Origin of the sequence: Streptomyces sp. H51, assembly GCF_035656535.1 — a bacterium.
Lineage (GTDB): Bacteria > Actinomycetota > Actinomycetes > Streptomycetales > Streptomycetaceae > Streptomyces.
In genome coordinates, this window is record NZ_JAYMHD010000034.1 from 155,537 (window position 1) to 181,629 (window position 26,093).

Genomic DNA, 26,093 nt, shown 5'->3' on the forward strand with positions numbered 1-26,093 from the left:
TTCACACGGTACGCCGCACCGCCGGAGTGTCGAGTCGACCCGGTCCCGGCCCTGGTGACAGGCGCTCTACTTCACCGCGAGCGTGACGAACGCGGCCCACTCCGCACGGGCGATCCGCAACACCGGCCTGCCACCCGGGGCCTTGGAGTCCCGCACATACACAACGTCCAGGTCAGCGGCCACCTCGACGCAGTCGCCGCCGCTCGTCCCGCTGTAGCTGCTCTTGAACCACTCCAGTCCTGCGGTCTGAGCAGTGTGCTGGTCGGTGCTCATAGCTCCCCTGCCATGCGCTCGATGAGACGAGAGGACTCCTCGGTGTTGAGGGCCTGCGTGCGCAGCATCCCATACCGCAACCAGAACTCGCTGACCTCATCCTCACCGGACCTGACGGTCACCACGTCCTGAGCCTCGACGTAGACGTACCGCCTGCGGTCCTTCGACTCCAGCAACACCATGGGCCCGTTGAGCCCGCTGTGGGCCCCTCGGGAGGTCGGCATGACCTGGAGCTCGACGTTGCGCATCCGTGAGCATGCCAGCACGGTTTCCAACTGCACACGCATGACTGCCGTACCGCCCACCACTCGTCGGAAGGCGTCTTCCTCCACGATGAACACGAAGACCGCAGGCGGGTTCTTACGGGCCAGCAGGGCCTGCCGGGCCAGACGGGCTGCCACGCGCTGTTCGATGACCTCCTCGTCCAGCGGCGGGAAGTGCGCTTCGAGCAGTGCCTGCGCGTAAGCCTCCGTCTGCAAGAGCCCAGGTACGAGCAGGGGGTCGTACGAGAACCTGCTGAGTGCATCTGCCTCCAGCAGGGCGACGTTGCGGAAGAAGCGCGGCAACTTCGCCCGGTCCACCTCGTCCTGGAGGGCCAGCAGAACCCCGCCCGCCCCCAGCGCCCGTTCCGCCGCCGCGGTGAACGCCGCCTTCGCCGGCCGTCGTCCCTGTTCGACCGAGGCGACCTGCTCCAGGGAGTAGCCGATGGCGTCCCCGAGCTGCTGCTGGTTCAACCCGGTCCGCTTGCGCAGATACTGCAGGAGCACGCCGTACGCCGACCACACCCCCGGCAGGTCCGGCGCTTCCTCCCTGGCCTTCGGCGCCCGGCCGCTCCGCCCGTCCCGTACTGCCTTCACACGCTCACGCCCTTCCGTCCCGAACCGCACCCCGCACGCCACCGGGCCATGCTCAACCGGACCGGGAACAGAAGGGACACGAGCGCCACCCGTACAACACCCGTACAGCCAAAGCGATCACCTGCCGCACACGCCGTACGACATCGCGGCCGTACGGTCGTCGTACCTGGTCAGCGCAGTACTCACCCGCTCACCCTGATCTCGTGACACAACATCAGCTCACCGGCGGGACACGGACCCACCTGACCCTGCGCTTCAGCAGCACGAGGCGCGGAGCCCGCCTCGCCCGCCAACTCGCCGTCCAGCAGTTCACCGAGTGGACGGGCCTGCCGTACGACTCCGACCCCGCCCGAACCGTCGCCCTCGTCACCGCCGAACTCGCGGCGAACGCGATCCGCCACGGCAGCCTCCCCGGCCGCGACTTCCGCCTGACGCTGCTCGCCCTGCCGCACTGCCTCCGTATCGAGGTGACGGACACCCGCCCCGAACGCCTGCCGCCGCCCGTGACGCCGAAGCCCCCCGACGGGGCTTCGGGCCGCGGACTGCTCCTCGTCCGGTCCTACGCGGACCGCTGGGGCTGCACGGTCGACGACGCGTACACCAAGACCGTCTGGGCGGAGGTGTCGTGCCGCACCGAGGGTTCCTGACGCACTCGCAGCCACCCCTCGAAACGGACGGCCCCGAAATCCCGTCGAGTTCCGCCCGGGCCGCGTCTACCCTTCCGGCATGGCCCACGCGAAGACCTCGTACGTCTGCCTGCCCTGCCGGGCCGCGTACAAGCAGCCCTACGACCCCGAGGGCAGGGACGGGCAGCGGATCTGCCCCCGCTGCGCGCGGCCGCTGATCCACGTGGGCTCCGCCTTCGCCGCACCCCGCCGCCGGGACACCGCCGCCTGGCGGACGCTGTCCGTGCTGCTGCACGCGGGCATCCGCTTCCACAAGAGCTGCTGCGGCGGACCCGGTTACCGTCCCCGCACCTTGGCCGAGGTCCGCGAGCGGATGACGTACGCCCGCCGCAGCGGCGAGCCCTTGGCGACGGCCCTCGTACGGCACGAGGTGCCCTGACCCCGACGCGGCGGTGTCCCCGGCCCTGGCCGGCACCGGCCGGGCTCCCGCGGGTCACTCCTCCAGCCGGACCGGCATCAGGATCGAGAAGGTGTGCGCGTCGTCGGGGCGGCGGACGGCGATCGGCGCCGTGGGGGCGCTGAACTCCAGCAGGAGCTTCTCGCGGGCTCCGGAGGCGAGGGCGTCCAGCATGAAGTCCCGGTTGACGCCGACGTTGTCCTCGCTGTCGTCACCGTCCTGGCACACCGTCACCTCGCCGTCGTCCGCCACCCTGACCACGCTGACGTCGTACGACGGCTCGCCGTCCCGGTCGCGCGGCCCACTCGGGCGGACCGGGCCGGTGCGCAGGGCCTCGCGGAAGGCCGCCGTGTCGACGAGGGCCCGGCGGCCTTCCGGCAGGCGCACCAGGCGACGGTAGTCGGGGAAGTCGTGGTCGAGGCACTGGCCGGCCGCCCGACGGTCGCCCGACTCCAGCGACACCCGGTCACCGTCCACAGCGAGCCGAACCGGCTCCTCACCCCGCACCAGCGCCCGCATCGCGTCGACGAGGGGCAGCGGTACGACGGCCTGCACGCGGGGTCCGTCGTACCCGGTGGCGGCGGCCCGCGCGACGGCCATCCGGTAGCGGTCGGTGGCCACCAGGCTCAGTGCCCCGCCCTCGACGTCGAACAGGACACCGGCGAGCATCGGCAGATCCGGGTCCGAACCGGCCGCGAAACGGACCGCGTCCAGTGCGGCGGCCAGTTCCGGCGCGGGGACGGTCAGGCGGACGGTGGTGGTGCCGGGCGACGACGTCATGGGGTTCTCCCTGTGGTCGAGTTGGGCTCGGAGTGTGGAGAACTCGCCGCGGGCGTCGGCCAGACCCTGTTCCAGCCGGCGCAGGTGCGCCTGCAGGAGCCCGCGCACCAGGTCGGTGTCCGCGCTGGACCAGCCGGCCAGTACCAGCCGGATGTCCGCCAGGGGCATGCCGGCCCGGCGCAGCCGGGCCAGCAGCCGGGCCTCCTCCAGTTGCCCCGGCGCGTACCAGCGGTAGCCGCTGACCGGGTCCACCCGTGCGGGGACCAGCACGCCGGCCCGGTCGTAGAACCGCAGCGCGCTCACGCTCAGTCCGCTGTCCCGGGCCATCTCCCCGATGCTGCGCATCTCGCTCTCCACACCCCGAACCCTGAGCCCTCGACAAGGTCGAGGGTCAACCCGGGCTCGCTGCTGCTCCGGCGCGGGGGAGACGGCGAGGCGTCCCGGCCCCCCTCTCCCCCGCGCGGGTACGTCAGGCCCCGGGCGTGGTCCGCCGGACCTCGATCAGCGCGAGGCTCTCCGGGTGGAGGGTCGGCGCCTGGACGCCGAGCACGGACAGGACCCGGCCCGGCAGCTCGACACCCGTCGGCGTCCACCAGGGCAGCGGGCTGGTGACCGGGCCCCGGACCGCGTCCCCGGGCGGCAGCGGGGCGACGGTGTAGAGCGCGTCCTCCGCCAGACCGGGCAGGCGCACGCGGCCCGTCGGCACCTGCACGCTGGTGGCCTTCTGCACCACCGCGTACACGGCACGGGACCGGTCGGGGGCCACGACGCCGTGCACGAGCACGGCGGGGTCGTGGTGGTCGCCGTGGACGACCGTGCCGCCGTGCAGCAGCGGCCGGAGCCGCTTGTGGGTCTCGATCCACTCGGCCAGCCGGCGGCGTTCCCCGGGCGTCGCCCCGGTCAGGTCCCACTCGATGCCCAGGTGGCCGAAGAGCGCGGTGCCGGCGCGGAAGTCGAGACCCTGCGTGCGGCCCGTGGTGTGCGACGAGGGGGCGCCGACATGCGCGCCCATCAACTCGGGCGGCAGCAGCATCCCCGTCCAGAGCTGGATCTGCTGCCGCTCCAGGGCGTCGATGCAGTCGCTCGTCCACACCCGGTCGCTGCGTTCGAGGATGCCGAGGTCCACCCGGGCGCCGCCCGACGAGCAGGACTCGATCTCCAGCCCGGGGTGCCGTCGGCGCACCTCGTCCATCAGCGCGTACACCGCGGTGGTCTGGGCGTGCACCCCGCCGACACCGTACGGTCCGCTGCCCGCGTCGACGAGGTCGCGGTTGTGGTCCCACTTGAGATAGTCGATGGCGTACTCGCCGACCAGGGCGTCCAGGCGTTCGAGCAGGTACGCGTACGCCTCCGGCCGGCCCAGGTCCAGCACCTGCTGGTGCCGGGCCTCGGGGGGCATGCGCCCGGCGGCGGACAGGATCCACTCCGGGTGCGCCCTGGCCAGGTCCGAGTCCGGGTTGATCATCTCCGGCTCGACCCAGAGGCCGAACTGGAGCCCGAGGGAGCGGACGTGCTCGACGAGCGGGTGCAGCCCGTGCGGCCAGACCTCGGGGTCCACGTACCAGTCGCCGAGCCCGGCCCGGTCGTCGCGGCGCCCGCGGAACCAGCCGTCGTCCAGCACGAACCGCTCGGCTCCGACCTCGGCCGCCGCGTCCGCCAGGGCGGTGAGGGTGTCCAGGTCCTGCCGGAAGTACACGGCCTCCCAGGTGTTGAGCGTGACCGGCCGCGGCGTGGCCGGGTGGTGGGGGCGCTGCCGCAGGTAGGTGTGGAAGCGCGCCGCCATGTCGTCCAGGCCCCGGCCGTACGAGCCCAGCAGCCACGGCGTCGTGTACGTGGCACCGGGCCGCAGGCGCATCTCGCCCGGCAGCAGCAGCTCACCGCCGCCGAGGAGGGAGACCCCGGAGTTCGTGCGCTCGGCGAAGGTGCGGTGGTTGCCGCTCCATGCGACGTGCAGAGCCCACACCTCACCGCCGCGGAAGCCGAAGCCCCGCTCACCCACCGCGTGCAGCAGCGTGGCATCGACGCCGGTGCGCCCGCGGCGGTTCTCCCGCAGGTGCGTGCCGAGTGTGAACTCGTGCCGCTGCGGGGAACGTTCCCGCAGGTGACGGCCGGTCAGGTCGAGGACCTCGGTGGCGTGCGCCGGGACCGGGAGCGTGAGTTGCAGCGCGTCCACCGTGTAGGGGGCCGCGCCTTCGTTGGTGAGCTCCGCGCGCTGGCGCACCAGACCGGACCCGGTCAGCTCCAGCTCCCATCGCAGGGCGAGCCGGGCCTGGTCGTCCACGGCCTCGACCGTCAGAGTGCGGGGGGCCGGGACGCGCACCTCGCGGACGGTGAAGGCGCTGGAGAAGTCGGAGCCCTCGCGGTGGCCGGACAGCCCCGGAGTGCCCAGCCAGCCCGCCGACTGCTCGGGCAGCACGCTCACGGGGACCGGCACGTCGGGCACGCTGGTGCCCAGCTCGGTGCGGCTCGCCCTGGCGAGCGAGGCGAGGACGCCCGAGCCGCCGGCCGCATCGGCGCCCGAGCCGCCGGCCGCATCGGCGCCCGAGCCGCCGGCCGCATCGGCGCCCGGGCCGTCGTGGCCGCCCGGGTCGTCGTGGCCGACCTGGTCGCCCAGATCGCCCAGGTCGGCGCCCCAGTGCAGGATCCGGGGCAGCCGGGGGCCCGAACAGTCGAGGACGAGGCTCGTGCCGCCGGCTCGGAAGTGGATGAGGTGCTCGGTGGTCACGTGCGTACGCTTTCGGTCGGTCGGGCGGGCGGGTCCGGCTCGACGACGGTCAGCCGACCGACGCCGGCCTCCAGTGATTCTCGGGCCTGCGCGCCGATGCCCGAGTCGGTGATGAGCAGGTCGGCCGCGCCCAGCCCGGCGATGGCCGCCAGGCCGGGCGTGTCCCATTTGGTGTGGTCGGCGAGCACCACGACCCGGCGCGCCGAGCGGCACATCGCCCGGTTCGTCTCCGCCTCCTCGGGATTGGGCGTGCTGAAGCCGGTCCGGGCGTCCATGCCGTGGACCCCCATGAACAGCACGTCGACCCGGAGCGAGGCCAGCGCGGCGACCGCGACCGGCCCCACCAGGGCGTCGGAGGGGGTGCGGACGCCACCGGTGAGGACGACCGTCTGCTTGTGCCGCCGGTGGGCCTCCAGGGTCTGCGCGGCCCGGAGGCTGTTGGTGACCACGGTGATGTCCGGGATGTCGAGCAGGTGCCGGGCCAGGGTCCACGTGGTGGTCCCCGCGGTCAGCGCGACCGCGGAGCCCGGCGCCACCAGCCGGGCGGCCTCGGCCGCGATGGCCTCCTTGGCGGTGACCTCGCGGGACCGCTTCTCCCCGAACGCGGGTTCCGCGGTACTGCCGTGCTCCGGTGTGACCGCGCCTCCGTGGACCTTGTCGAGATGGCCCCGGCGCGCCAGGGACTCCAGATCGCGCCGGATCGTCATGTGGGACACGCCGAACCGCTCGGTCAGCGCGCCGACCCGGATCGAGCCGTGCTCCCGGACGAGTTCGGCGATCCGCTCCTGCCGTTGCCTCGCGAGCATGCCCTCACCGTTCCGACGAGGGCGTGCCGTCTTCCCGGATCACCACGACGTCGCCCGCGCGGACCACGGTCCTGCCGTCGGCGACGGCGCCGGTCAGCAGGTCGACGCCGCTCGCCGGGACGGGCACGTCGCGGGGGGTGTGGTTGATCAGGAAGAGGTAGGTGGCCTCCGGCCCGCGCCTGCGCACCGCCTCCACCCCGGCCGCAACCCCGGCCGCGGCCGTGACACCGGCCTCCCGGCAGACCCGGGCCAGCAGCCCGCGCAGGGCGTCCGCGTCCGGCCGCGTCGCCACGTACCAGGACACGCCCGCGCCGTGGGAGTTGCGGGTGACCGCGGGGTGGCCCGCGACGGGGCCGCCGCACGCCGGGTCCGAGGCGAAGGACACGATCGTCTCGGCACCGCGCGGCTCCACGAGCTCACTCCACACCGTGGCCCCCGAGCCGTCGGAGAGCCGGACGGTCTCCGCCTCGCGCAGCGGGAAGAACTCGTCGACGCGGACACCCAGCATGTCCCGGTACGCCCCCGGGTGGCCGCCGGGCCGCACGTGGTCGTTCTCGTCCACCACACCGCTGAAGAAGCCGACGGCCGCGTGCCCGCCGCCCCGTACGAAGGCGTCCAGCGACGACGCGTCCGCGTCGGACGTCAGGCACAGGCCGGGCACCAGCACCAGCCGGTGGCCGCTCAGGTCGCTCGCGGGATGCACCAGGTCGCAGGTGACACCCAGCGACCACAGCGCCTCGTACCAGGCGCGCACCAGGTCCAGGTAGCGCACGTCACGCGAGGGAGTGGCGTCCGTCTCCAGCGCCCACCAGGCGTTCCAGTCGAAGAGCAGGGCCACGTCCGACACGACGCGGCTGCCGCGCACCTCGGCGAGGGCCCGCAGGTCGCGCCCGAGAGCGGTGACCTCGCGCCAGACCTTGGTGTCGGTGCCGCCGTGCGGAAGCATCGCCGAATGCCACTTCTCGGCGCCGGCCCGCGACTGGCGCCACTGGAAGTACAGGACACCGTCCGCGCCGCGCGCCACGTGCGCGAGACTGTTGCGCCGCATCTGCCCCGGGGTCTTCGCCACGTTGCGCGGCTGCCAGTTCACCGCGGAGGTGGAGTGCTCCATCAGCAGCCACGGAGCGCCGCCGCCCATGCCGCGCGCCAGGTCGGCGTCGAGCGACAGCCCGATGTGCGCTTCGGGGTCCGCGGCCGTGAGGTACTGGTCCACGGAGACGAAGTCGCACTCACCGGCGAACGAGAAGCCGTCGACCTTCTTCTCCAGCGTGACCAGGAGGTTGGTGGTGAGCGGCACGCCGGGGGAGAGGCGGCGCACGATCTCCGCCTCGCGCCGGTGCAGCCTCAGCAGCGCGTCCGAGGAGAACCGCCAGAAGTCGAGCTGCTGGGTCGGATTCGGCACCGCGGCGGTGGCGCGCGGCGGCATGATCTCCGCCCAGTCGCCGTAGCGCTGGCTCCAGAACGCCGTCCCCCAGGCCCGGTTCAGGCCGTCGAGGTCGCCGTACCGCTCCCGCAGCCAGTCCCGGAAGGCCTCGGCGCTGCTGTCGCAGTAGCAGTGCGCGTTGTGGTTGCCCCACTCGTTGTGCAGGTGCCACAGCGCGAGCGCGGGATGGTCGCGGTACCGCTCCACGAGCCGTTCGACGAGCCGGCCGGCCGCGTCCGCGTACGCGGGACTGCTCGGGCAGAACGTCTGCCGCGAGCCGTGCGTGAGCCGGACACCGTCCGCGGTCACCGGCAGCGCCTCGGGGTGCCGCAGCGAGAACCACGGCGGCGGGGACGCGGTGGCCGTCGCCAGGTCGGCGGCGATGCCGTTCGCGTGCAGCAGGTCCAGCACCTCGTCGAGCAGGCCGAACTCGTACCGCCCGGGGCGCGGCTCCAGGAAGGCCCAGGAGAAGACACCGACGGTGACGAGGTTGACGCCGGCCTCCCGCATGAGACGTACGTCCTCGTCCCACACCTCGCGCGGCCACTGCTCCGGGTTGTAGTCGCCGCCGTAGGCGATGCCGCCGAGCCGGTCGGACAGTTGCCTGAGTGCGTCGGTCACGACTTCACCGCTCCCGCCGCGAGGCCCGCCTTCCAGTACCGCTGGAGCACCAGGAAGGCGATGACGATCGGGACGACCGAGACGAGCGACCCGGTGAGGCTGAGGATCTGCAGCGAGGGGTCGCGGCTGACCTGGGACTGCCAGGTGAACAGGCCGAGGGTGACCGGGTAGAGACGGTCGTTCTGGAGCATCACCAGCGGCAGCAGGAAGTTGTTCCAGATGACCACGAACTGGAAGAGGAAGATCGTGACCATGGCGGGTGACATCAGCCGCAGCGACATGGTGAAGAACGTCCGCAGCTCTCCGGAACCGTCGATCCGGGCCGCCTCCAGCAACTCGTCGGGCACGGACGCCGCCGCGAAGATGCGGGAGAGGTAGACGCCGAACGGGCTGACGATGCTGGGCAGGAAGACCGACCAGAAGGTGTCGGTGGCGTCCACCTCGGCGAACAGCAGGAACAGCGGCAGCGCCAGCGCCGTGGCGGGGACCAGGACACCGCCGAGCACGACGTTGAACAGCAACTCCCGTCCCCGGAAGCGGTACTTGGCCAGGGCGTAGCCGGCCATCGCGGACAGCAGCGTGCCGACGGCCGCGCCGGCCCCCGCGTAGAGGAGGCTGTTGAGGAGCCAGGGCAGGTACACCCCGTCCTGCTTGGCGAACAGCGCCCGCAGGTTGTCGAACAGGTGGAAGTCGGAGAACCACAGCCCGAACGAGTCGACCAGGTCGCCCTGGCTCTTGGTCGCGGAAACGATCAGCCAGAACACCGGCAGCAGCATGTAGACGGCGACGACGGCCAGGAAGCCGGTGGCCGCGATCACCGAGAGGCGGCTCTCCCGGGGGCCGCGCGGTGCGGTCTCGGAGGTCTTACGGGGCGCGTGCGCGCCCGCGGTGTCGGTGAGGAGGCTCATGACTCGGCCTTTCGCCCCGTGAGCTTGAGGAATCCGAACGACAGGACGAACGTGGCCAGCGCCAGCGTCACCGACATGGCCGCGGCCTCGCTGTAGTTGTTCGACGAGGCGAGCGAGTAGGCCGCCAGGTTGGGTGTGTAGGTGCTGGTGACGCTGGTGGAGATGGAACGCAGCACCTGCGGTTCGGTGAACAGCTGCAGCGTCCCGATGATGGAGAAGACGCCCGTCAGGATGAGCGCCGGACGCAGGATCGGCACCTTGATCCGCCAGGCGATCTTCGCCTCGCTCGCGCCGTCCATCCGGGCCGCCTCGTAGATGTCGGACGGGATGGCCTGCAGGGCGGCGTAGATGATCAGCATGTTGTACCCGGTGTACGTCCAGGTCACGATGTTGCCGATGGACCACAGCATCATCGACGAGCCGAGGAAGTCCGGCGCGGAGCCCGCCTTGTCGAGCAGGTCCACGACGGGCGACAGCCGCGGGTCGTAGAGGAAGGCCCACATGAGCGCCGCCACCACGCCGGGGATGCCGTACGGCACGAAGTAGGTGATCCGGAAGAAGCGCTTGAGGCGGGCCACCGTCGAGTCCAGCAGCAGCGCGAGCACCAGCGCCAGCAGCAGCATCACCGGGATCTGCACCAGCCCGAAGACCAGCACCCGGACGACGCTGCCGAGGAACTCGGAGTCGCCGAGCACTTCCTTGTACTGGTCGAGGCCCGCGAACACGGTCGTCTTGTGGCCGAAGGTGCCGCCGGTCCGCTCGGTCTTGAGCAGGCTCTGGTAGAAGGCGTAGCCGACCGGCACCAGGGTGAACAGGACGAACGGCACGAAGAACGGCAGGAGAAAGAAGACGGGCGCCCAGTTCCGTCTGCGGCGGGCGGGGACGCTGGCGGGGGCGGTCTGCGCCGGCGGCGGGGCGGTCGCCGCTATGGGGTCGGCGGTCATGTCGTGGTCTCTTCCTGGACTGTGCTGGCGAGCGGGAACGGGCCGGCGATCGGGGCCCGCCGATCGGGACCCCGGCGATCGGGACCCGGCGGGCGGGACCCCGGCGGGCGGGACCCCGGCGGGCGCGACCCGGCGGGCGGGACCCGCCGATCAGGCCGGCGGTCGGGCCGGCGGCCGGGACCGGCCGGCGGGCCGGCGGTACGGGGCACCCGCCCCGCCGGCCGGTGCCACCTACTTGGCGACCTCGAGGGACTGCTTCTCCAGGGAGTCCACCGTCTTGGTCCCGGTCGTCTTCAGCGCGTCCTTGAGCGTGCCCTGGCCGCCCAGCGCTCCGGCGATGCCGTCGCCCATGAAGCGGTAGGTGTCCGTCATCGTCGGGCCGAAGGTCCAGTCCGTGGTGACGTTCTTGGCGGCGTCCGCGAAGACGTCGAAGATCTTCTGGCCGCCGTAGAAGTCCACCGGCTTCTTCAGCGCCGCCAGATCGAGGCCCGCGGTGGCCGCGGGGTAGAGACCGCCCTCACGGTTGAGGATCTCCAGCGCCTTCGGGTCGGTGTTCAGCCACAGCGCGAACTTCGCGGCCTCGTAGGGGTGCTTGCTGTCGCCGAGGACCGCCGTCGTCGAGCCGCCCCAGTTACCGGCCTTGTTCTCGCCCGCGGACCACTGCGGCATCGGAGCCACGCCCCACTTGCCGGCGGTCGCCTTGGCGTTGTCACGGATGGTGCTGTAGCCCCAGGCGGCGCTGACCCAGGTCGCCACCTCGCCGTTGTTCCACGCCTTGTAGAGCGCCGGGGAGAAGCCCTGCAGGTCGGTCGCGACCAGCTTCTCGTCGATCATCTTCTGCCAGTAGTCCGCCACCTCGCCGGCGGCCGCGTTGTCGACGTCGACCTTCCACTTGTCGCCGTCCTGGCCGAACATGTTCGCGCCCTTCTGCCACAGCAGACCGCTGAACCAGTTCGGGTCCGTCTGCGAGAAGTGCGTCATGTACGCCTTCGGGTCGGCCTTCTTCAGCTTCCTGGCCGCCTCGTAGTACTCCTGCCAGGTCTTCGGGACCGATATGCCGTACTTCTCGAAAAGGTCCTTGCGGTAGAAGAGCGCCATCGGGCCGGTGTCCTGCGGCACGGCCCAGACGCCGTCCTTGCCGTCGGCGCCGAAGGTCACCTGGGACCAGGTCCAGTCGACGAAGTCGCCCTTGGCCTGCTTGACGCCCGCGCACGAGGCGATGTCGGTGAGGCCGTCCTGGAGGCGGAAGCTCGCCAGCGAGTCGTACTCGATCTGCCCGAGGTCGGGGGCCTTGCCGGCCTTCAGGGCGTTCGACATGTTCTGGTACGTGCCGGCGTTGCCGTTCGGGACCGACTTGACGGTCACCTGGATGTCGGGGTTCTGGCGGTTCCACTCGGCCACCGCCTTGTCCACGCCGGGGATCCAGGACCAGTACGTGAGCTTGACCTTGCCCTCGCTCTTCTCGCACTTGGCCTGCTCGCCCGACGCACTGTCCTTGGTGCCGGAGCCGCCGCACGCCGCGGTGGCGAGCAGGGGGAGTGCGGTAAGTGCCACCAGGGCGCGGCGAAGCGCAGGGCGATGGGTCCGCAGTGACATGGCGTCTCCTCGAGTGCGTGCCGCTCCGCTACGTTCCCGGAGTGGCGGGGTGCGGACACATTGACTGTTACCTCCTCGTAAAGTCAACACACTCGATCGCTGGATAACGGAATCAAACATGAACCGTTATCGGGTGAGAGGGCGCCTCGGGCGTTGCTCCCTGCCTGGGGGGATTGGCTTTGCCGATCACGGGACGGGATTGCCGAACGCTGTCCGGAAGCGATTCAGGGAATGTGCAGACGCGAACCGACGGGGTGGTCGGCGGTGTCTGTCCAGCCGTTCGACAGGTTCCGGTGCCTGACGGTGCGCCGTTCGCGGTGATGCCTCAACGCTGCTGTTCGACAGGCTGAACGAGAAGCCGGGCGGGCTTCGTCGCGTGGAGGGCCGGACGGGCCTCGGTCGACGTCCGGAGCCGGAAACGGAATATGCGGGCGCATACGCGTCGTCGGCCGCCGCTCGCGGGCCGACGGGTGTCGGGATGCCCGCGAGCGGCGGCCGACGACCTCCGGCGTGGATCGTTCGGTGTGACGCCGGTAACACCGAAAGTGGACGCTCTCGCGGGGTCGCGTGCGCTTCGCGGGCCGGGCCTTTGACGATCTGACATTCCACGCATAGATTGTCAGCATGTCCAAAGATGAGCGTGTCGAGGCCGTCCTCGACGCGGCCTACACCTGCTTCACCCGGCACGGCGTCCGCCGCACCACCATGGACGACATCGCCCGAGCCGCCGGGATGTCCCGGCCGGCCGTCTACCAGCACGTCCGCAACAAGGAGGACGCCTTCCACCGGCTCGTGGAACGCATGCTCGACGATGCCCTGGAGGCCACCCGCCAGGCCCTCGCGCAGGGCGGCGAGCCGGCCCCCCGGATCCTGGGAGCGTTGCGGCCGAAGCTGGAGATGGTGATGCGGGTCTGGCACGACAGCCCGGCACACGCCGCGGAACTGCTCGCGGTGGACGCCCGGCTGTCCGGCGAACTCCTCGCGCACTACGACGAGACGATGCGCGGCCTGCTGCGCGACGCACTCCGGCATTCCGGCCTCGGCCCGGATTCCGCGGAGACCGCCGAACTCCTCCTGGCGCTCACCCGCGGACTGGAGGCGGACACCACCGACCCGCAAACCGCTTTCGGCCTCCTCCGTCGAGGCGTCGAACTCATGATCGCCGGCCTGACCGCAGACCGGGAGACCACACCATGACCACCGCTGTCCTGATCACCGGAGCCTCATCGGGCATCGGCCGCGCCACCGCACAGCGCCTCGCGCGCCGCGAGGAACTCACCGTCTACGCCACGGCACGCCGCCCGGCCGCACTCGCCGAACTGGCCGCGCAGGGCATCGGGACCCTCGCCCTCGACGTGACCGACGAGGAATCGATGGCTGCCGCCGTGCGCGCCGTCGAAGAACGGCACGGCTCGGTCGGCGCCCTGGTCAACAACGCCGGATACGGCCAGTACGGCACGATCGAGGAGACCGCTCTCGACGCGGTGCGCCGCCAGTTCGAGACCAACGTCTTCGGACTCGCCCGGCTCACCCAACTCGTCCTGCCGGGCATGCGCGCCGCCGGGCACGGCCGCGTCGTGAACATCGGGTCCATGGGCGGACGGATCGTCTTCCCGGTCGGAGGCTACTACCACGCCAGCAAGTACGCCGTGGAGGCGCTGAGCGACGCCCTGCGCTTCGAAGCGGCTCCCTTCGGCGTCAAGGTCAGTCTGATCGAGCCCGGCCTGATCCGCACCGGCTTCGAGGAGACGGCCTCCGGCACACTCGCCGAGTCCGAACCCGACGGCGGCGCCTATGCCGCGCTCAACAGGGCCGCCGACCGGCAGATGGCCCAGTCGTACCGCTCCAGGCTGCTCACCGCGGGACCGCAAGCGGTGGCCGCCGCCGTCGAGCGGGCTGTGACGGCGAAGCGTCCCCGGACCCGCTACCTGGTCACACCGGCCGCCGTCGCCCTGGTCCACACCCGCCGACTGCTCGGGGCGCGGGCCTTCGACGCCTACCTGCGCCTCCAGTTCAACGCCTGACCGCGCCCGGCTCCGCTCGCCTCCCGCCCGGGAGCGCCGCGCGGGATGCGCCGGGCCGGAGCTCCGGCACACCGGCGCGCATATTCGGCGGCGTCAGGCGTCAGGCGTCACGTGGTGGGCGATGACGTCGTGCATGCCCTGACCCGCCTGCCCGCCCGCCTGCCTGCCCGCCCGTCCGCCTGGCAGGTGCCGCCCGCGGCCCGTGCCAGGCGAGCCGGTTCAGCCCTTCAGGCCCGAGCGGGACACCCCCGGATGAGGCGCTCCACCGCCGTCTCCGGTGAACACCGTCTGCAGGCGCTCACCAGCAGGGACGGGCACCACTGGATCGCCGGCGGCACCTGGACGCTCCCTGCGGGCAGTGACCTGAGGATCGGCCTGGTCTCGATGGGCGGGTCCGGAGCCACGGCGGCGTTCGACTTCTTCCGCACCTACCGGCCCTGACACCGGCCGCTCGACCCCCACGGTCGGTCGGCGGCCGCCGCCAGGTCACCCTGTACGGGCGGAAAGGCCGGGCCGAGGGCCTGTCGCGCAGCCGGAGTTCGGCCAGTGACGGCAAGGCGGCCGCGGTCGAAGATCGCGGCGCGCGGGCCGGGCTCGTCGAAGTCGGGCTCGTCGAGGTCGGGCTCGTCGAGGTCGGGCTGCGGGAAAGGCGCCTGACGGGAGGCAACCCCGGGTCAGGCGCCGTTCCGTACGCGTCTAGAAGAAGCCCAGCCTCTTCGGCGAGTACGACACCAGGAGGTTCTTCGTCTGCTGGCGGTACACGGCCCAATCCGCCGCTGACCTGAGGGAATGAGGGAAATCGCCGAAGGAGAAGCGAAGTTGGTCCGCTCCTGGTCCGGATCGTGGTGGCGGGGGCCGCACTGGGCGTCGATGGGAGTGTCCCTGGGGCACCACATGGCTCCGCACAGGCGGGTCCGGCTGTCGTTCCTCGGCTGAGCGGTGCGGCTAGGGAGGCCCGGACGGCGTGCCCCGTGCTAGCATTGCGCTTTTGCTGTGTCGCTGTGTCGGTGCTCCGTTGGGTGTCTCTGGTCGGCGGCCGCGTCCCTGCCGCGCCTTCCTCGGTACGGTCCCTTCGGAGGAAGGCTCTCTGTGAGCGAATCAGCACGTGCCGATGCCCGGCGGCAGGACGATGTGTCCGAGGCGTCGGGCGCCACTTCGGCAGTGCCCAACGCGGCGTCCTTCGCCCAGTCGGGGTTGCCGGCCGAGGTGCTGCGGGCGCTCGATGAGCAGGGTGTGACTGTGCCCTTTCCTATCCAGGCGGCGGCGCTGCCGAACGCGCTCGCGGGACGGGACGTCCTGGGCCGGGGCCGCACAGGATCCGGCAAGACGCTCGCCTTCGGCCTGGGGATGCTCGCCCGGACGGCCGGGCAGCGCGCGCAGCCGAAAGAGCCGCTGGCGCTCGTTCTGGTGCCCACCAGGGAACTGGCGCAGCAGGTCGGTGAGGCGCTCACCCCGTACGCCGAGGCGCTGCGGCTGCGGCTCGCGACCGTGGTGGGCGGCGTGTCCATCGGACGGCAGGCCGCCGTGCTGCGGGATGGTGCCGAGATCGTCGTCGCCACGCCCGGTCGGCTGCACGACCTCGTCGAGCGCAAGGGCTGCCGACTGGGACGGGTGCGCATCACGGTCCTGGACGAGGCCGACCAGATGTGTGACATGGGGTTCCTGCCGCAGGTCACCGGGATCCTGGACCAGGTACGTCCCGACGGGCAGCGGATGCTGTTCTCCGCCACGCTCGACGGCGACGTCGACCGGCTGGTGCAGCGCTACCTGCGCGACCCCGCCGTCCACTCGGTGGATCCTTCGTCCAGCGCCGTCTGCGCGATCGAGCACCACGCCTTCGTCGTGCACGGCCCGGACCGGTACGCCGTGACCACGGAGATCGCCGCTCGGGACGGCCGCGTCCTGCTGTTCCTGGACACCAAGCACGGCGTCGACCAGCTCACGCGGCATCTGCGGGCCAGCGGCGTGGCCGCCGCCGCCCTGCACAGCGGGAAGTCCCAGCCGCAGCGCACCCGGACCCTGGCCCAGTTCAAGAACGGGCAGATCACCGCGCTGGTAGCGACGAACGTCGCCGCACGCGGCCTGCACGTCGACGACCTCGACCTCGTGGTCAACGTCGACCCGGCCACCGACCCGAAGGACTATCTGCACCGCGCGGGCCGCACGGCCCGGGCCGGCCGCTCCGGCACCGTCGTGACACTCGTCCTGCCGGGGCAGCGCCGCGAGACGAGCCAGGTCATGGCGGACGCCGACGTCGCCCCCAAGGTCACCAAAGTGCGGTCCGGCGAGGCGGAGCTGAGCCGGATCACCGGCGCCAAGGCCCCCTCCGGAAAGCCTCTCGACGACGGGCCGGCCGTACCGCGCCCCAAGAACCACAACGTCCCGTTCGGCGGCCTGGGCAGCACCAAGGACGCGAAGAGCGGTTCCGGTGGCAGGTCGTCGTCCCGCAAGAGCAGCGAGGCCCGCAAGCTCGCGGAGGCCCGCAAGGCGGCCCGGGTGCGGCGCGGCGGCTGAGACCGGCTTCCCGGACTGCCGGGCGGTGTCTTCGTCCACGCTGCTGGACGGATACGCGGGACCGGAGATCGGCCGGGGTGCATCGGACGGCGTCACGTACGGGTGACCGTGCACAGAGGAGGCGTGCAGGCGATGGAGAACGGCGCGGACCTGCCACGGCGGATCGGTGCCTACACCGTCGAGCGAGAACTGGGCACGGGCGGCATGGGAATGGTCCTGCAGGCCCAGCTGTCCCGCTCCAGGCCGATGTCCCGGACCCCGGGGACGGGTGAGGGCGTGGCTCCAGCCGCTGGGGCCGGCGAACAGGTCGAGGGTGATCCGCCTCATGAGGCCGGTTCGGAATTCTCCTGTACCGGCTCGGCTTCGCCACGGCAGGCCCAGGGAGAGCAGCCGTCGACCACACCGTTCTCCAGCTCCTCCGCACCGGTTCGGGCCTCCAGCGGCTGCTTGCGGGCGGCCGATTCGGCGGCAGTGACGTGGCCGATCGGGGCCTGGGCGAGCGGTTCCCGGGAGCGGTGCAGGAACGCCTGCCCGAGCAGCCGACCCGCCGTACGAAGGCATTCCCCGGTGCGAAATACTCTCCCGATGAGTTCACGCCCTTTTCCGATCAGTCAGCCGATCACGATACGGAGGGCCGTCGCGCGGGATGCCAAACGGCTCACGCGGCTCGTGCGTGGCTCAGGTGCCTACGAGGGTAAGTACGCAGCCGCAGTCGCGGGCTACCGGGTCGGTCCTGATTACATCGAGGAACACCGCGCCTTCGTGGCCGTCGGCGGCGACGAGCATGGAGGCCGGGTCCTCGGGTTCTACTCGCTCGTCCTCGCTCCACCGGAGCTCGACCTGCTGTTCGTCGCCGACGAAGTGCAAGGACGGGGTATTGGACGGATGCTTGTGGCGCACATGCAGTCCGAGGCCCGTGCCGCCGGGCTCGACCGTCTCAAGGTCGTGTCGCATCTTCCCGCCGAGGACTTCTACCACCGCGTCGGTGCGGTGCGGACCGGGACCGCGTTCGCGAACCCGCCCGCCGTGCCGTGGGACCGTCCCGAATTCGAGTTTCGCATTCCTTCGGAATGACGCGGTGTGCCGGCCCGCGGGGCACCGGCCTCGCCTGCACGGTGGTCGGCATGCAGGAGCCGCTGGACGCCGCGGCTCCGTGTGTGCCGTCGCCTCTGGCCTGGCGGGTTGATCGCTTGCGCCAACGGCCGCCCCCGGCCACTTCCTTGCCTCCGGCACTCCCAGAGCGTTGAGCTCGTCCACCAGCCTCTCCCGCTCAGGTGGCCGAAAACCCGCAACACGCGCACCGCGACCGAGGAAATCTTCGGCCCGGTGGTCACAGTCACCGCGTTCTCCTCAGAGAACGAGGCCGTCGAGATCGCCAACGGATCGGACTACGGACTTCCGCTTCCCCACGGGCCTTGCCGCTGTCCCGCAGTGGCGCGCCGTCACCGACATCTATTTCCCCGAGCTTGGAGGTCGGCGCGATGCCGCGTGCACTCCGCGAATTCTCGACGTCGCTGCGACTCGATCGCTGGGGGGGGGTGAATCCCTTGTGGCGGCCGCAGAAGTGGTGCGCGCGGTAAGCGAGCCTGCGCCGCGAGCCGGCTGTCACGGCCGATTCTTACCTGAGCAGTAGGCGCGGGCCGCTCGGCCGTGACGCTCGTTTGAGGCTCTGTGCGCCCGCACGCTGCGCGGCGAGCCGAGAAAGTGGTGCTGAGCTGCTCTTTTCCACGGTTCGCGCAGGCCGACACCCTTCTGGTGACGCATCATGTGGAGTGGGTTGCCACCCCGGCCTGCTGGGGTGGCTGCTTACTCCCGTGCCCGGCGTCGGTGCCGGCGAGGCCGCGGCCGGAACCGGGACCGTGCTGCCGGGCTGTGGTTCAGGCGTCGATGATGACGGGGATGATGAGGGGCTTGCGGCGGTGGGTGCGGAACGCCCAGTTCGCGACGGCGCGGGCGAGGAGTTGTTCGAGTTGGCGCGCGTCCCCGACGCCTTCCTCGGCCGCGGTGGCCAGGGTCTTCTCGATGACGGGGATGACCGGCTCGAAGGTGGCGTCGTCGTGGACGAAGCCGCGGGCCAGGAAGTCGGGGGCCTCGGCGAGGGCTCCGGTGTCTGCGTCGACGATCGCCACCACCGTGACCACGCCTTCGGCGGCGAGGGTGAGGCGGTCCTTGAGGGACGCTTCGGTGGCGCCGCCGACTTCCATGCCGTCCACGTAGACGTTGCCGGCGGGGACCTTGCCGGTGATGGAGGCGCGTCCGTCGACGAGGTCGACGACGACGCCGTCCTCGGCGATGACGACCCGTCCGGGGTCGACACCGGTACGGATGGCGAGGTCGGCGTTGGCCCGCAGGTGGCGCCATTCGCCGTGCACGGGCATGACGTTGCGGGGTTTGACGATGTTGTAGCAGTAGACGAGTTCGCCGGCGCTGGCGTGCCCGGAGACGTGCACCTTGGCGTTGCCCTTGTGGACCACGTGGGCGCCCCACCGGGTGAGTCCGTTGATCACCCGGTAGATGGCGTTCTCGTTGCCGGGGATGAGGGAGCTGGCGAGCAGGACGGTGTCGTCCTTGCCGATGCGGATCATGTGGTCGCGGTTGGCCATCCGTGACAGCGCGGCCATCGGTTCGCCCTGGGAGCCGGTGCACACCAGAGTGATCTTGTGGTCCGGGAGCTTCTCCAGCTCCTTCGTGCTCACGACCAGACCGGAGGGGACCTTCAGATAGCCCAGGTCACGGGCGATGCCCATGTTGCGGACCATCGACCGTCCGACGAAGGCGACCTTGCGGCCGTGCTGGTGGGCGGCGTCCAGGACCTGCTGGATGCGGTGCACGTGGCTGGCGAAGCTGGAGACGATGACCCGGCGCGGCGCGGTGCGCATCACCTGTTCGATCGCCGGATTCAGCTCACGCTCGGAGGTGGTGAAGCCCGGTACTTCGGCGTTGGTGGAGTCGGTGAGGAACAGGTCCACGCCCTCCTCGCCGAGGCGGGCGAAGGCGCGCAGATCGGTGATGCGGTCGTCGAGGGGGAACTGGTCCATCTTGAAGTCGCCGGTGTGCAGCACCATCCCGGCCCGGGTGCGGATCGCGACGGCGAGGCTGTCGGGGATGGAGTGGTTGACCGCCACGAACTCGCAGTCGAAGGGCCCGAAACCACGCCGGTCGCCCTCCCGCACCCGCACCGTGCGCGGCCGGATGCCGTGTTCCTTGAGCTTGGCCTCCAGGAACGCCAGCGTCAGCTTGGAGCCGACGACGGGAATGTCGGACCGCTCGCGCAGCAGGTACGGCACGCCGCCGATGTGGTCCTCGTGGCCGTGGGTGAGGACCACGGCCACGATGTCGTCCAGGCGGTCCCGGATCGAGGTGAAGTCCGGCAGGATCACGTCCACGCCGGGCTGGGTCTCCTCGGGGAACAGTACGCCGCAGTCGACGATGAGCAGCTTGCCCGCGTGCTCGAAGACGGTCATGTTGCGGCCGATCTCACCCAGGCCGCCCAGGGCGATGACCCGCAGCCCTCCTTCGGGAAGGGGTGGGGCGGCTTTCAGCTCGGGGTGCGGATGACTCATACCCTGACGGTACCCGGACAGCGGGGCGGGGTGATCCATTGCCTGTGCGATCTCCCTTTCCCGACGGAGCGGGATACCCGCACCGGGTGACTCGGCACGACCGGATCACGTCGGCGTCCGGAACAGGCAGGGGTGAAAGCCGTACCATCTTCCGTGGCCGAACCTTTCGCCCGGTGCCGGAGAAGATCTCGTGCACCCTGTCGTGTTTTCCGGCGTTCGCCACCTCCCGGTGGGCCTCGGCACTGGTCCACTCGAAGCGGTCGAGACACGGGTGCCTCGGCGCTCAGGAGCAAGTGGGCCGAGAGCGCCCCGAGGCAGCTTCTCTCGCCGGCCGGACCGTTGGCGGTGTTCCCGAAGCACTCGCCGCCCCCGTCAGCCATGCCGGAACCCGATGTGGTGCCCCATGAACTCGACGACGAGGTCGGGCGGGGTGGCTCGGCCGTGGTCTCGAGCCGGTCCCGGGAAGTCGAAGGTGACGTCCGTGACCGCGAGGAGCAGCCCCGCACGAGGTCCGGGTGGCGTGGGACTGCGGGCGGCGCAGCCGCAGCGATACGCGAAGCCCCCGCCCGTGATCAAACAGAAGAAACACGTCACCCGCTGAGAGCCGACTGCGACAGTCGGTGCGCGAGTGATGGGACGCACGCCCGGCATTCGATCTGATGCGGTGCCAGGAGGCGTTCTCATGGACTCGCGGCGCTCATGAACGGGCGGCTTGTGGGGTGATGTCGTTCGGCGCAGTTTGGTCCACGACTGGTCCGGGAGAGATTCCCTTGGGTGTGAGACAGTAGCGCGAAGGCTCCAGTCGATCACAGATTGCAGCCGTTATTTCGGGTTGCCTGGAGCGCAACGACGCCTCCAGGCAACCGAATTCAGGCTCTAGAAGAACCCGAGTTTCTTGGGGCTGTAGGAGCAAAGAACGTTCTTCGTCTGCTGGTAGTGCTCCAGCATCATCTTGTGCGTCTCGCGGCCGATGCCCGATCCCTTGTAGCCGCCGAACGCCGCGTGCGCCGGGTAGGCGTGGTAGCAGTTCGTCCAGACGCGGCCCGCCTGGATCGCGCGGCCCGCACGGTAGGCGGTGTTGATGTCCCGCGTCCACACGCCCGCACCGAGACCGTACAGCGTGTCGTTGGCGATCTTGATGGCGTCGTCGAAGTCGTCGAAGGAGGTCACCGAGACGACCGGGCCGAAGATCTCCTCCTGGAAGATCCGCATGCGGTTGTCGCCCTCGAAGATGGTCGGCTGGACGTAGAAGCCGCCCTTCAACTCGCCCTCGTGCTCGATCCGTTCACCGCCGGTGAGGACCTTGGCGCCCTCCTGGCGGCCGATGTCCAGGTAGGAGAGGATCTTCTCCAGCTGGTCGTTGGACGCCTGCGCGCCGATCATCGTGTCCGTGTCGAGGGGATGGCCGGTCGTGATCTGCCGGGTCCGCGCGACCGCCGCCTCCATGAACTCCGCGTAGTGGCCCCGCTGCACCAGGGCGCGCGAGGGACAGGTGCACACCTCGCCCTGGTTGAGGGCGAACATCGTGAAGCCCTCGAGAGCCTTGTCGCGGAAGTCGTCGTCCGCCGACCAGACGTCCTCGAAGAAGATGTTCGGGGACTTGCCGCCGAGTTCCAGGGTGACCGGGGTGATGTTCTCCGAGGCGTACTGCATGATCAGCCGGCCGGTGGTGGTCTCGCCGGTGAACGCCACCTTCGCCACCCGGGGACTGGACGCCAGCGGCTTGCCCGCCTCCACGCCGAAGCCGTTGACGATGTTGATGACGCCCGGCGGGAGCAGGTCGGAGACCAGGCTGAGCCAGTAGTGGATGGACGCCGGGGTCTGCTCGGCCGGCTTCAGCACCACCGCGTTGCCCGCGGCCAGCGCCGGGGCGAGCTTCCACGTGGCCATCAGGATCGGGAAGTTCCACGGGATGATCTGCGCGACCACCCCGAGCGGCTCGTGGAAGTGGTACGCCACCGTGTCGTCGTCGACCTCGCCGAGCGAACCCTCCTGCGCGCGGAGCGCCCCCGCGAAATAGCGGAAGTGGTCGATGGCCAGCGGAATGTCGGCCGCCAGCGTCTCCCGCACCGGCTTGCCGTTCTCCCAGCTCTCGGCGACCGCCAGCGGTTCGAGGTAGGCCTCCATCCGGTCGGCGATCTTCAGCAGGATGTCCGAGCGTTCGGTGACCGACGTGCGGCCCCAGCCCGGGGCGGCCGCGTGCGCCGCGTCGAGCGCCCGCTCCACGTCCTCCGCCGTACCGCGCGCTATCTCGGTGAACGGCTGCCCGTTCACCGGTGACGGGTTCTCGAAGTACTGCCCGCGCACCGGCGGCACGTACTCGCCCCCGATGAAGTGGTCGTAACGCGCCTGGTAGGAGACGATCGCGCCCTCGGTACCGGGCGCCGCGTAACGGGTCATGCCGGAGTGCCTCCTTCGACAGCGCCGCCCGCCGTTGGGCAGCGTCCGTCCGGAGGCTAGGGACGCGCACGTTGCAACCACGTTGCCGCGTCGGGCCCGATGACCGCCGCCCGGCGTCCGCCCCGCGGCGTCCGGAGCCCGCCCGCCGGCAGCGCCAGCTCCGCCTCCAGCGCCGCGAGGCGGGAGCGGACCGCCGGTGACGGCCGCACCGCGGCGAGCGACCGCCAGACGTCGAGGTCCTCCTCGCCCCACGGCGCGTGTGCCCAGTCGGCGAGCAGGTCGGGATCGCGGCGGGCGATCAGCGCCGTCCGCAGCTCGTCCGCCACGCGGTGCCTGAGACGTACGACCGCCGGGGCCCGGGAGCCGGGCAGCAACGGCCCGGTGTAGGCCGCCGCGGCCGAAGTGACCGCGCCGGTCCGCAGCCGCCGCTCGACGACGCCGACGTCGGACTCGACGGGCACGGTGAGCCGGTACGGCCGCGAGGCCAGCAGCCCCGGGCCGAGGATCCTGCGCAGCCGCGCCAGTTCGGCCCGCAGCGTCACCGGCGTCACCGACTCGTCCTCGTACAGCGCGCACAGCAACTCGTCACCGGTGAGCCCCTCCGGGTGGCGGGAGAGCAGGACCAGTATCTCGCTGTGCCGGCGGCTCAGCCTGATCCGGCGCCCGTCCGTGAGCAACTGCGCCTCGTCGCGGCCCAGCACGGTCAGCTCGGGCGGGCCGACGGCCGGCCGCGGCGGATCGAGCAGCGCCAGCTGTGACTCGGCGGCCCGCGCGACCGCCTGCACGAACGCCAGGCTGTGCGGATGCGCGAGTCCGTCCCCGCCGGTGACGTCCACCGCGCCGAGCACCCGGCCGGTACGCGGGTCGTGCACCGGAGCCGCGGCGCACGTCCAGGGCTGGACCCGCCGGATGAAGTGCTCGGCCGCGAAGACCTGGACCGGCCGGTCCACCGCGACCGCCGTACCCGGTGCGTTCGTCCCCATCGCCGTCTCCGACCAGCGGGCGCCCGGCACGAAGTTCATCCGCCCCGCCCTCCGCCGCGTCGTCGGGTGGCCCTCGACCCAGAGCAGCCTGCCGTGCGCGTCGCACACCGCGAGCAGATGCTCGCCGTCCGCGGCGAACGTCCCCACCAGCTCCCTGAACAGCGGCATCACCCGCGCCAGCGGATGCTCGGCACGGTAGGCGCCGAGGTCCCCGTCCTCGAGTTCCACGCTCGCCGTGCCGTCGGGCCCCACCCCGGCGCGCGCCGAACGCCGCCATGACTCGGCGACCACCGGCCGCACCGGTCTCGGCACGGTACCCGCCTCGGTGAACGTCTCATGCGCGCGGCGCAGTATCCGTGCGCGCTCGGCGGGGTCGGCCCCCGGCTCCAGGGCCACCCACGGCTCGGTCAACTCGGCCTCCCCGGATGCGATGCGGCTGGGGACATCGTCACGCCCGGCCTTCGCGGGGACAACCTTTTCGACCGCCGTCACCCGAACGTGGTGCCGCCCCTGGACATCAGGCGAAATTGACGAGTCTTATGTACCGTGTCCAGTCCCAGTTCGGGCCCGGGTCCGTGTGGTCCGTCCCCGGTACCTCGTAGTGCCCGATGATGTGTGCCCGGTCCTTGGGAATGCCGTACTTGGTGCAGATCGCGGCGGTGAGCGCGGCCGACCGCTCGTACAGGGCGTCGGTGAACCAGGCGGGCTGGTCGACCCAGCCCTCGTGCTCGATGCCGATGCTGCGTGTGTTGTAGTCCCAGTTCCCCGCGTGCCAGGCGATGTCGGCCTCGCGGACGCACTGGGCCACCTGCCCGTCGGCCGAGCGCACCACGTAGTGGGCGGACACCTTCTTGTCCGGGTTCTGGAAGATGGCCAGGGCGTCGGCGTAGGTCGTCTGTGTGACGTGGATGACGACGTAGTCGAGGGGGTGATCGGCCGGCCGGTTCGACACCGTGTAGTTGGAGGTGCTCGCCGGCTGCCATTCGGCGGGCGGGTAGTCGACGGCCTGGGGGGCGGCCCCGGCCCGCGTGCCGGGGAGTAACGCGTACGGGACGGCGGCCAGCGCGGCGCCCTTGAGGAACCGCCGCCTGGTGCCGTCAGGTCTGGTGCTTTCCATGGAGTCCTGCCTCTCGGTCCCTTGTCGTCCCTTGTCGTCTCTTGTCGTCTCTTGTCGTCTCTTGACGTCTCTTGCCGTGCACTGGTTGAGATGCGCGCGGTCCGCCGTCGGATGCGGCTCGCGTGCATCACGGTACGGCGCACACCGGTTGGGCAGAAGGATGATGCCTGGTTCGGTGGACAACGGCGCAATTGTGGATATCTCGGTCACCCGCGCGAGTGGCCGACGGCACGTCACAAGGGGCGGTGCGCGGGGAATCAGGCCCGTGCGGCCACGGACGCCGGGTCGTCCAGTACGGCCCGTACCACCGAGTGCGCGGCGCCGAGCAGCGGTCCCTCCGGGCCCAGCCGTGACACCGACACCGGGCAGGCCGGTCCCGCGGTCCGGCGGGCCAGCTCCGCCTCCAGGGACGGCAGCAGCCAGGGGGCCAGCGCGGCCAGCGCGCCGCCCAGGACCACGCTCTCGGGGTCGAGCAGATTGACCGCGCCGGTCAGGGCTATGCCGAGCGCCGTGCCGGCGTCGCGCAGCGCGCGCCGTACGGCCTCGTCGCCCTCCGCGGCCCGGTGCGCCAGCAGCCCCACCCGGTCCTCGCCCGGCTCCAGCCCGGCCGCGCGCAGCACCGCCTCCTCGCCGGCGTACTGCTCCAGGCACCCGCGCCCGCCGCACGGGCAGGCGGGTCCCTCCGGACGCACCGGTACATGGCCCAGCTCGCCCGCGAAGCCGCGCGTTCCGCGCAGCAGCCCCCCGGCCACGACGACCGCGGCACCGATGCCGATCTCCGCCGACACGTGCAGGAAATCGCGCGGAGTGCCCTCGCCCAGCCAGAGTTCCGCCAGGGCGCCGAAGTTGGCCTCGTTGTCGACCGTCAGCGGGATGTCGGCCGGCAACAGGGGCCCGAGGTCGGTGTCGTGCCACTCGAGGTTCGGGGCGCGGACGACGGTCCGGGCGTCGCGGGCCACCAGACCCGGCACGGCCACCGCGAGCCCGGCCGGCCACAGGCCCTCCCGCTCCGCCTCGGCGGCCACCCGGCGCACCAGACCGGTGAGCTCCGCGATCACCGGCTCGGGGGCGCGGCCGCGGTTCGCGCCGTGGCGCACGGCCCGGGACCGTACCCGACCGCGCAGGTCGACCGCGCAGACCGCCAGGTGGTCGACGCCGACCTCGGCGCCGATCCCGGCCGGGCCGCGTCCGCTGACGGCCAGTGCCGAACCGGGCCGGCCCACCCGGCCGGGCCGCTCGGGGCCCAGCTCCTCCAGCAGGCCGGTGCGTATCAGCTCGTCCACGAGGGTGGACACGGCCGCCCGGGTCAGCCCGATGCGCGAGGCGACGGCGGCACGGGAGAGCGGGCCCTCGGCGCTGACGGTGTGCATCACCCGGGCGAGGTTGCGGCGGCGCATGCCCTGCTGGGTGTCGGGCAGCGCCCGCCCCGGTCCGGCCGGGCGGGCCTCGTGCAGGGGTGCGTTCATGCCTCCGTGT

General features: G+C 71.5%; 22 protein-coding genes. 8 read left to right on the top strand and 14 right to left on the bottom strand.

What is annotated here, in order from left to right; translation table 11 throughout:
• Positions 1–66: 66 nt before the first annotated feature.
• Both VKA29_RS10055 and VKA29_RS10060 read right to left on the bottom strand, forming a co-directional pair.
• Entirely contained in the window at positions 67–273 is a 207-nt protein-coding gene (locus VKA29_RS10055) for a DUF397 domain-containing protein (protein ID WP_324784966.1), read from the bottom strand.
• The gene (locus tag VKA29_RS10060; RefSeq protein WP_324784967.1) at positions 270–1,130 is read right to left on the bottom strand and encodes a Scr1 family TA system antitoxin-like transcriptional regulator; all 861 of its coding nucleotides are present in this window, start codon (positions 1,128–1,130) and stop codon (positions 270–272) included. The genes VKA29_RS10055 and VKA29_RS10060 overlap by 4 nt, the downstream gene beginning before the upstream one ends.
• Positions 1,131–1,333: 203 nt before the next feature.
• Between VKA29_RS10060 and VKA29_RS10065 the strand changes: the two genes are divergently transcribed.
• Positions 1,334–1,777 carry an ATP-binding protein gene (locus VKA29_RS10065; protein ID WP_324784968.1) on the top strand — a complete coding sequence of 148 codons (444 nt, stop codon included), beginning with the start codon at positions 1,334–1,336 and terminating at the stop codon, positions 1,775–1,777.
• A 79-nt stretch (positions 1,778–1,856) separates the two neighbouring features.
• Positions 1,857–2,195: a deoxyxylulose-5-phosphate synthase gene (locus tag VKA29_RS10070; protein WP_324784969.1), complete on the top strand. Its 339-nt coding sequence runs from the start codon at positions 1,857–1,859 to the stop codon at positions 2,193–2,195.
• 54 nt (positions 2,196–2,249) lie between these two features.
• Here the strand turns inward: VKA29_RS10070 and VKA29_RS10075 are convergent, their stop codons facing one another.
• From VKA29_RS10075 to VKA29_RS10105, 7 genes are all read right to left on the bottom strand, one after another.
• Positions 2,250–3,338 carry a MerR family transcriptional regulator gene (locus tag VKA29_RS10075; protein ID WP_324784970.1) on the bottom strand — a complete coding sequence of 363 codons (1,089 nt, stop codon included), beginning with the start codon at positions 3,336–3,338 and terminating at the stop codon, positions 2,250–2,252.
• A 124-nt stretch (positions 3,339–3,462) separates the two neighbouring features.
• The gene (locus VKA29_RS10080) at positions 3,463–5,718 is read right to left on the bottom strand and encodes an alpha-galactosidase (protein ID WP_324784971.1); all 2,256 of its coding nucleotides are present in this window, start codon (positions 5,716–5,718) and stop codon (positions 3,463–3,465) included.
• Positions 5,715–6,524 (bottom strand): DeoR/GlpR family DNA-binding transcription regulator, encoded by an 810-nt coding sequence (locus tag VKA29_RS10085; RefSeq protein WP_324784972.1) that lies wholly within the window; start codon positions 6,522–6,524, stop codon positions 5,715–5,717. The genes VKA29_RS10080 and VKA29_RS10085 overlap by 4 nt, the downstream gene beginning before the upstream one ends.
• A gap of 4 nt (positions 6,525–6,528) precedes the next feature.
• Entirely contained in the window at positions 6,529–8,568 is a 2,040-nt protein-coding gene (locus VKA29_RS10090) for a beta-galactosidase (RefSeq protein WP_324784973.1), read from the bottom strand.
• Positions 8,565–9,476, bottom strand: a complete 912-nt coding sequence (locus VKA29_RS10095) for a carbohydrate ABC transporter permease (RefSeq protein ID WP_324784974.1) — start codon at positions 9,474–9,476, stop codon at positions 8,565–8,567. The genes VKA29_RS10090 and VKA29_RS10095 overlap by 4 nt, the downstream gene beginning before the upstream one ends.
• Positions 9,473–10,420: a sugar ABC transporter permease gene (locus VKA29_RS10100; protein ID WP_324784975.1), complete on the bottom strand. Its 948-nt coding sequence runs from the start codon at positions 10,418–10,420 to the stop codon at positions 9,473–9,475. The genes VKA29_RS10095 and VKA29_RS10100 overlap by 4 nt, the downstream gene beginning before the upstream one ends.
• 231 nt (positions 10,421–10,651) lie before the next feature.
• Positions 10,652–12,016 (bottom strand): ABC transporter substrate-binding protein, encoded by a 1,365-nt coding sequence (locus VKA29_RS10105; RefSeq protein ID WP_420718467.1) that lies wholly within the window; start codon positions 12,014–12,016, stop codon positions 10,652–10,654.
• Positions 12,017–12,640: 624 nt separating this feature from the next.
• Between VKA29_RS10105 and VKA29_RS10110 the strand changes: the two genes are divergently transcribed.
• The 6 genes from VKA29_RS10110 to VKA29_RS10135 all read left to right on the top strand — a co-directional run bounded on the left by VKA29_RS10110 (position 12,641) and on the right by VKA29_RS10135 (position 18,096).
• Positions 12,641–13,213: a helix-turn-helix domain-containing protein gene (locus VKA29_RS10110; RefSeq protein ID WP_324784977.1), complete on the top strand. Its 573-nt coding sequence runs from the start codon at positions 12,641–12,643 to the stop codon at positions 13,211–13,213.
• A complete protein-coding gene (locus VKA29_RS10115; protein WP_324784978.1) occupies positions 13,210–14,040 on the top strand; it encodes an oxidoreductase in 831 nt (276 codons plus the stop codon). The genes VKA29_RS10110 and VKA29_RS10115 overlap by 4 nt, the downstream gene beginning before the upstream one ends.
• A 252-nt stretch (positions 14,041–14,292) precedes the next feature.
• A complete protein-coding gene (locus tag VKA29_RS10120) occupies positions 14,293–14,481 on the top strand; it encodes a hypothetical protein (protein ID WP_324784979.1) in 189 nt (62 codons plus the stop codon).
• A 648-nt stretch (positions 14,482–15,129) separates the two neighbouring features.
• The gene (locus VKA29_RS10125; protein WP_324784981.1) at positions 15,130–16,554 is read left to right on the top strand and encodes a DEAD/DEAH box helicase; all 1,425 of its coding nucleotides are present in this window, start codon (positions 15,130–15,132) and stop codon (positions 16,552–16,554) included.
• Between the two features lie 585 nt (positions 16,555–17,139).
• Positions 17,140–17,628: a GNAT family N-acetyltransferase gene (locus tag VKA29_RS10130; RefSeq protein ID WP_324784982.1), complete on the top strand. Its 489-nt coding sequence runs from the start codon at positions 17,140–17,142 to the stop codon at positions 17,626–17,628.
• Between the two features lie 81 nt (positions 17,629–17,709).
• Positions 17,710–18,096 carry an aldehyde dehydrogenase family protein gene (locus VKA29_RS10135; RefSeq protein ID WP_324784983.1) on the top strand — a complete coding sequence of 129 codons (387 nt, stop codon included), beginning with the start codon at positions 17,710–17,712 and terminating at the stop codon, positions 18,094–18,096.
• Positions 18,097–18,431: 335 nt separating this feature from the next.
• Here the strand turns inward: VKA29_RS10135 and VKA29_RS10140 are convergent, their stop codons facing one another.
• The 5 genes from VKA29_RS10140 to VKA29_RS10160 all read right to left on the bottom strand — a co-directional run bounded on the left by VKA29_RS10140 (position 18,432) and on the right by VKA29_RS10160 (position 26,083).
• Entirely contained in the window at positions 18,432–20,117 is a 1,686-nt protein-coding gene (locus VKA29_RS10140) for a ribonuclease J (protein WP_324784984.1), read from the bottom strand.
• Positions 20,118–20,993: 876 nt separating this feature from the next.
• A complete protein-coding gene (locus VKA29_RS10145) occupies positions 20,994–22,517 on the bottom strand; it encodes an aldehyde dehydrogenase family protein (protein WP_324784985.1) in 1,524 nt (507 codons plus the stop codon).
• 56 nt (positions 22,518–22,573) lie between these two features.
• Positions 22,574–23,911 carry a GAF domain-containing protein gene (locus tag VKA29_RS10150; protein WP_324784986.1) on the bottom strand — a complete coding sequence of 446 codons (1,338 nt, stop codon included), beginning with the start codon at positions 23,909–23,911 and terminating at the stop codon, positions 22,574–22,576.
• A 106-nt stretch (positions 23,912–24,017) separates the two neighbouring features.
• Positions 24,018–24,617: an N-acetylmuramoyl-L-alanine amidase gene (locus VKA29_RS10155; protein WP_324784987.1), complete on the bottom strand. Its 600-nt coding sequence runs from the start codon at positions 24,615–24,617 to the stop codon at positions 24,018–24,020.
• Positions 24,618–24,874: 257 nt separating this feature from the next.
• Positions 24,875–26,083: an ROK family transcriptional regulator gene (locus tag VKA29_RS10160; protein WP_324784988.1), complete on the bottom strand. Its 1,209-nt coding sequence runs from the start codon at positions 26,081–26,083 to the stop codon at positions 24,875–24,877.
• Between the last annotated feature and the right edge of the window lie 10 nt (positions 26,084–26,093).

Bases quoted from the DNA above. Each gene is read 5' to 3' on its own strand.
- VKA29_RS10055 (WP_324784966.1), bottom strand. From the start codon at position 273: ATGAGCACCGACCAGCACACTGCTCAGACCGCAGGACTGGAGTGGTTC.
- VKA29_RS10070 (WP_324784969.1), top strand. From the start codon at position 1,857: ATGGCCCACGCGAAGACCTCGTACGTCTGCCTGCCCTGCCGGGCCGCG.
- VKA29_RS10075 (WP_324784970.1), bottom strand. From the start codon at position 3,338: ATGCGCAGCATCGGGGAGATGGCCCGGGACAGCGGACTGAGCGTGAGC.
- VKA29_RS10085 (WP_324784972.1), bottom strand. From the start codon at position 6,524: ATGCTCGCGAGGCAACGGCAGGAGCGGATCGCCGAACTCGTCCGGGAG.
- VKA29_RS10095 (WP_324784974.1), bottom strand. From the start codon at position 9,476: ATGAGCCTCCTCACCGACACCGCGGGCGCGCACGCGCCCCGTAAGACC.
- VKA29_RS10100 (WP_324784975.1), bottom strand. From the start codon at position 10,420: ATGACCGCCGACCCCATAGCGGCGACCGCCCCGCCGCCGGCGCAGACC.
- VKA29_RS10105 (WP_420718467.1), bottom strand. From the start codon at position 12,016: ATGTCACTGCGGACCCATCGCCCTGCGCTTCGCCGCGCCCTGGTGGCA.
- VKA29_RS10110 (WP_324784977.1), top strand. From the start codon at position 12,641: ATGTCCAAAGATGAGCGTGTCGAGGCCGTCCTCGACGCGGCCTACACC.
- VKA29_RS10115 (WP_324784978.1), top strand. From the start codon at position 13,210: ATGACCACCGCTGTCCTGATCACCGGAGCCTCATCGGGCATCGGCCGC.
- VKA29_RS10120 (WP_324784979.1), top strand. From the start codon at position 14,293: ATGAGGCGCTCCACCGCCGTCTCCGGTGAACACCGTCTGCAGGCGCTC.
- VKA29_RS10130 (WP_324784982.1), top strand. From the start codon at position 17,140: ATGAGTTCACGCCCTTTTCCGATCAGTCAGCCGATCACGATACGGAGG.
- VKA29_RS10140 (WP_324784984.1), bottom strand. From the start codon at position 20,117: ATGAGTCATCCGCACCCCGAGCTGAAAGCCGCCCCACCCCTTCCCGAA.
- VKA29_RS10145 (WP_324784985.1), bottom strand. From the start codon at position 22,517: ATGACCCGTTACGCGGCGCCCGGTACCGAGGGCGCGATCGTCTCCTAC.
- VKA29_RS10155 (WP_324784987.1), bottom strand. From the start codon at position 24,617: ATGGAAAGCACCAGACCTGACGGCACCAGGCGGCGGTTCCTCAAGGGC.
- VKA29_RS10160 (WP_324784988.1), bottom strand. From the start codon at position 26,083: ATGAACGCACCCCTGCACGAGGCCCGCCCGGCCGGACCGGGGCGGGCG.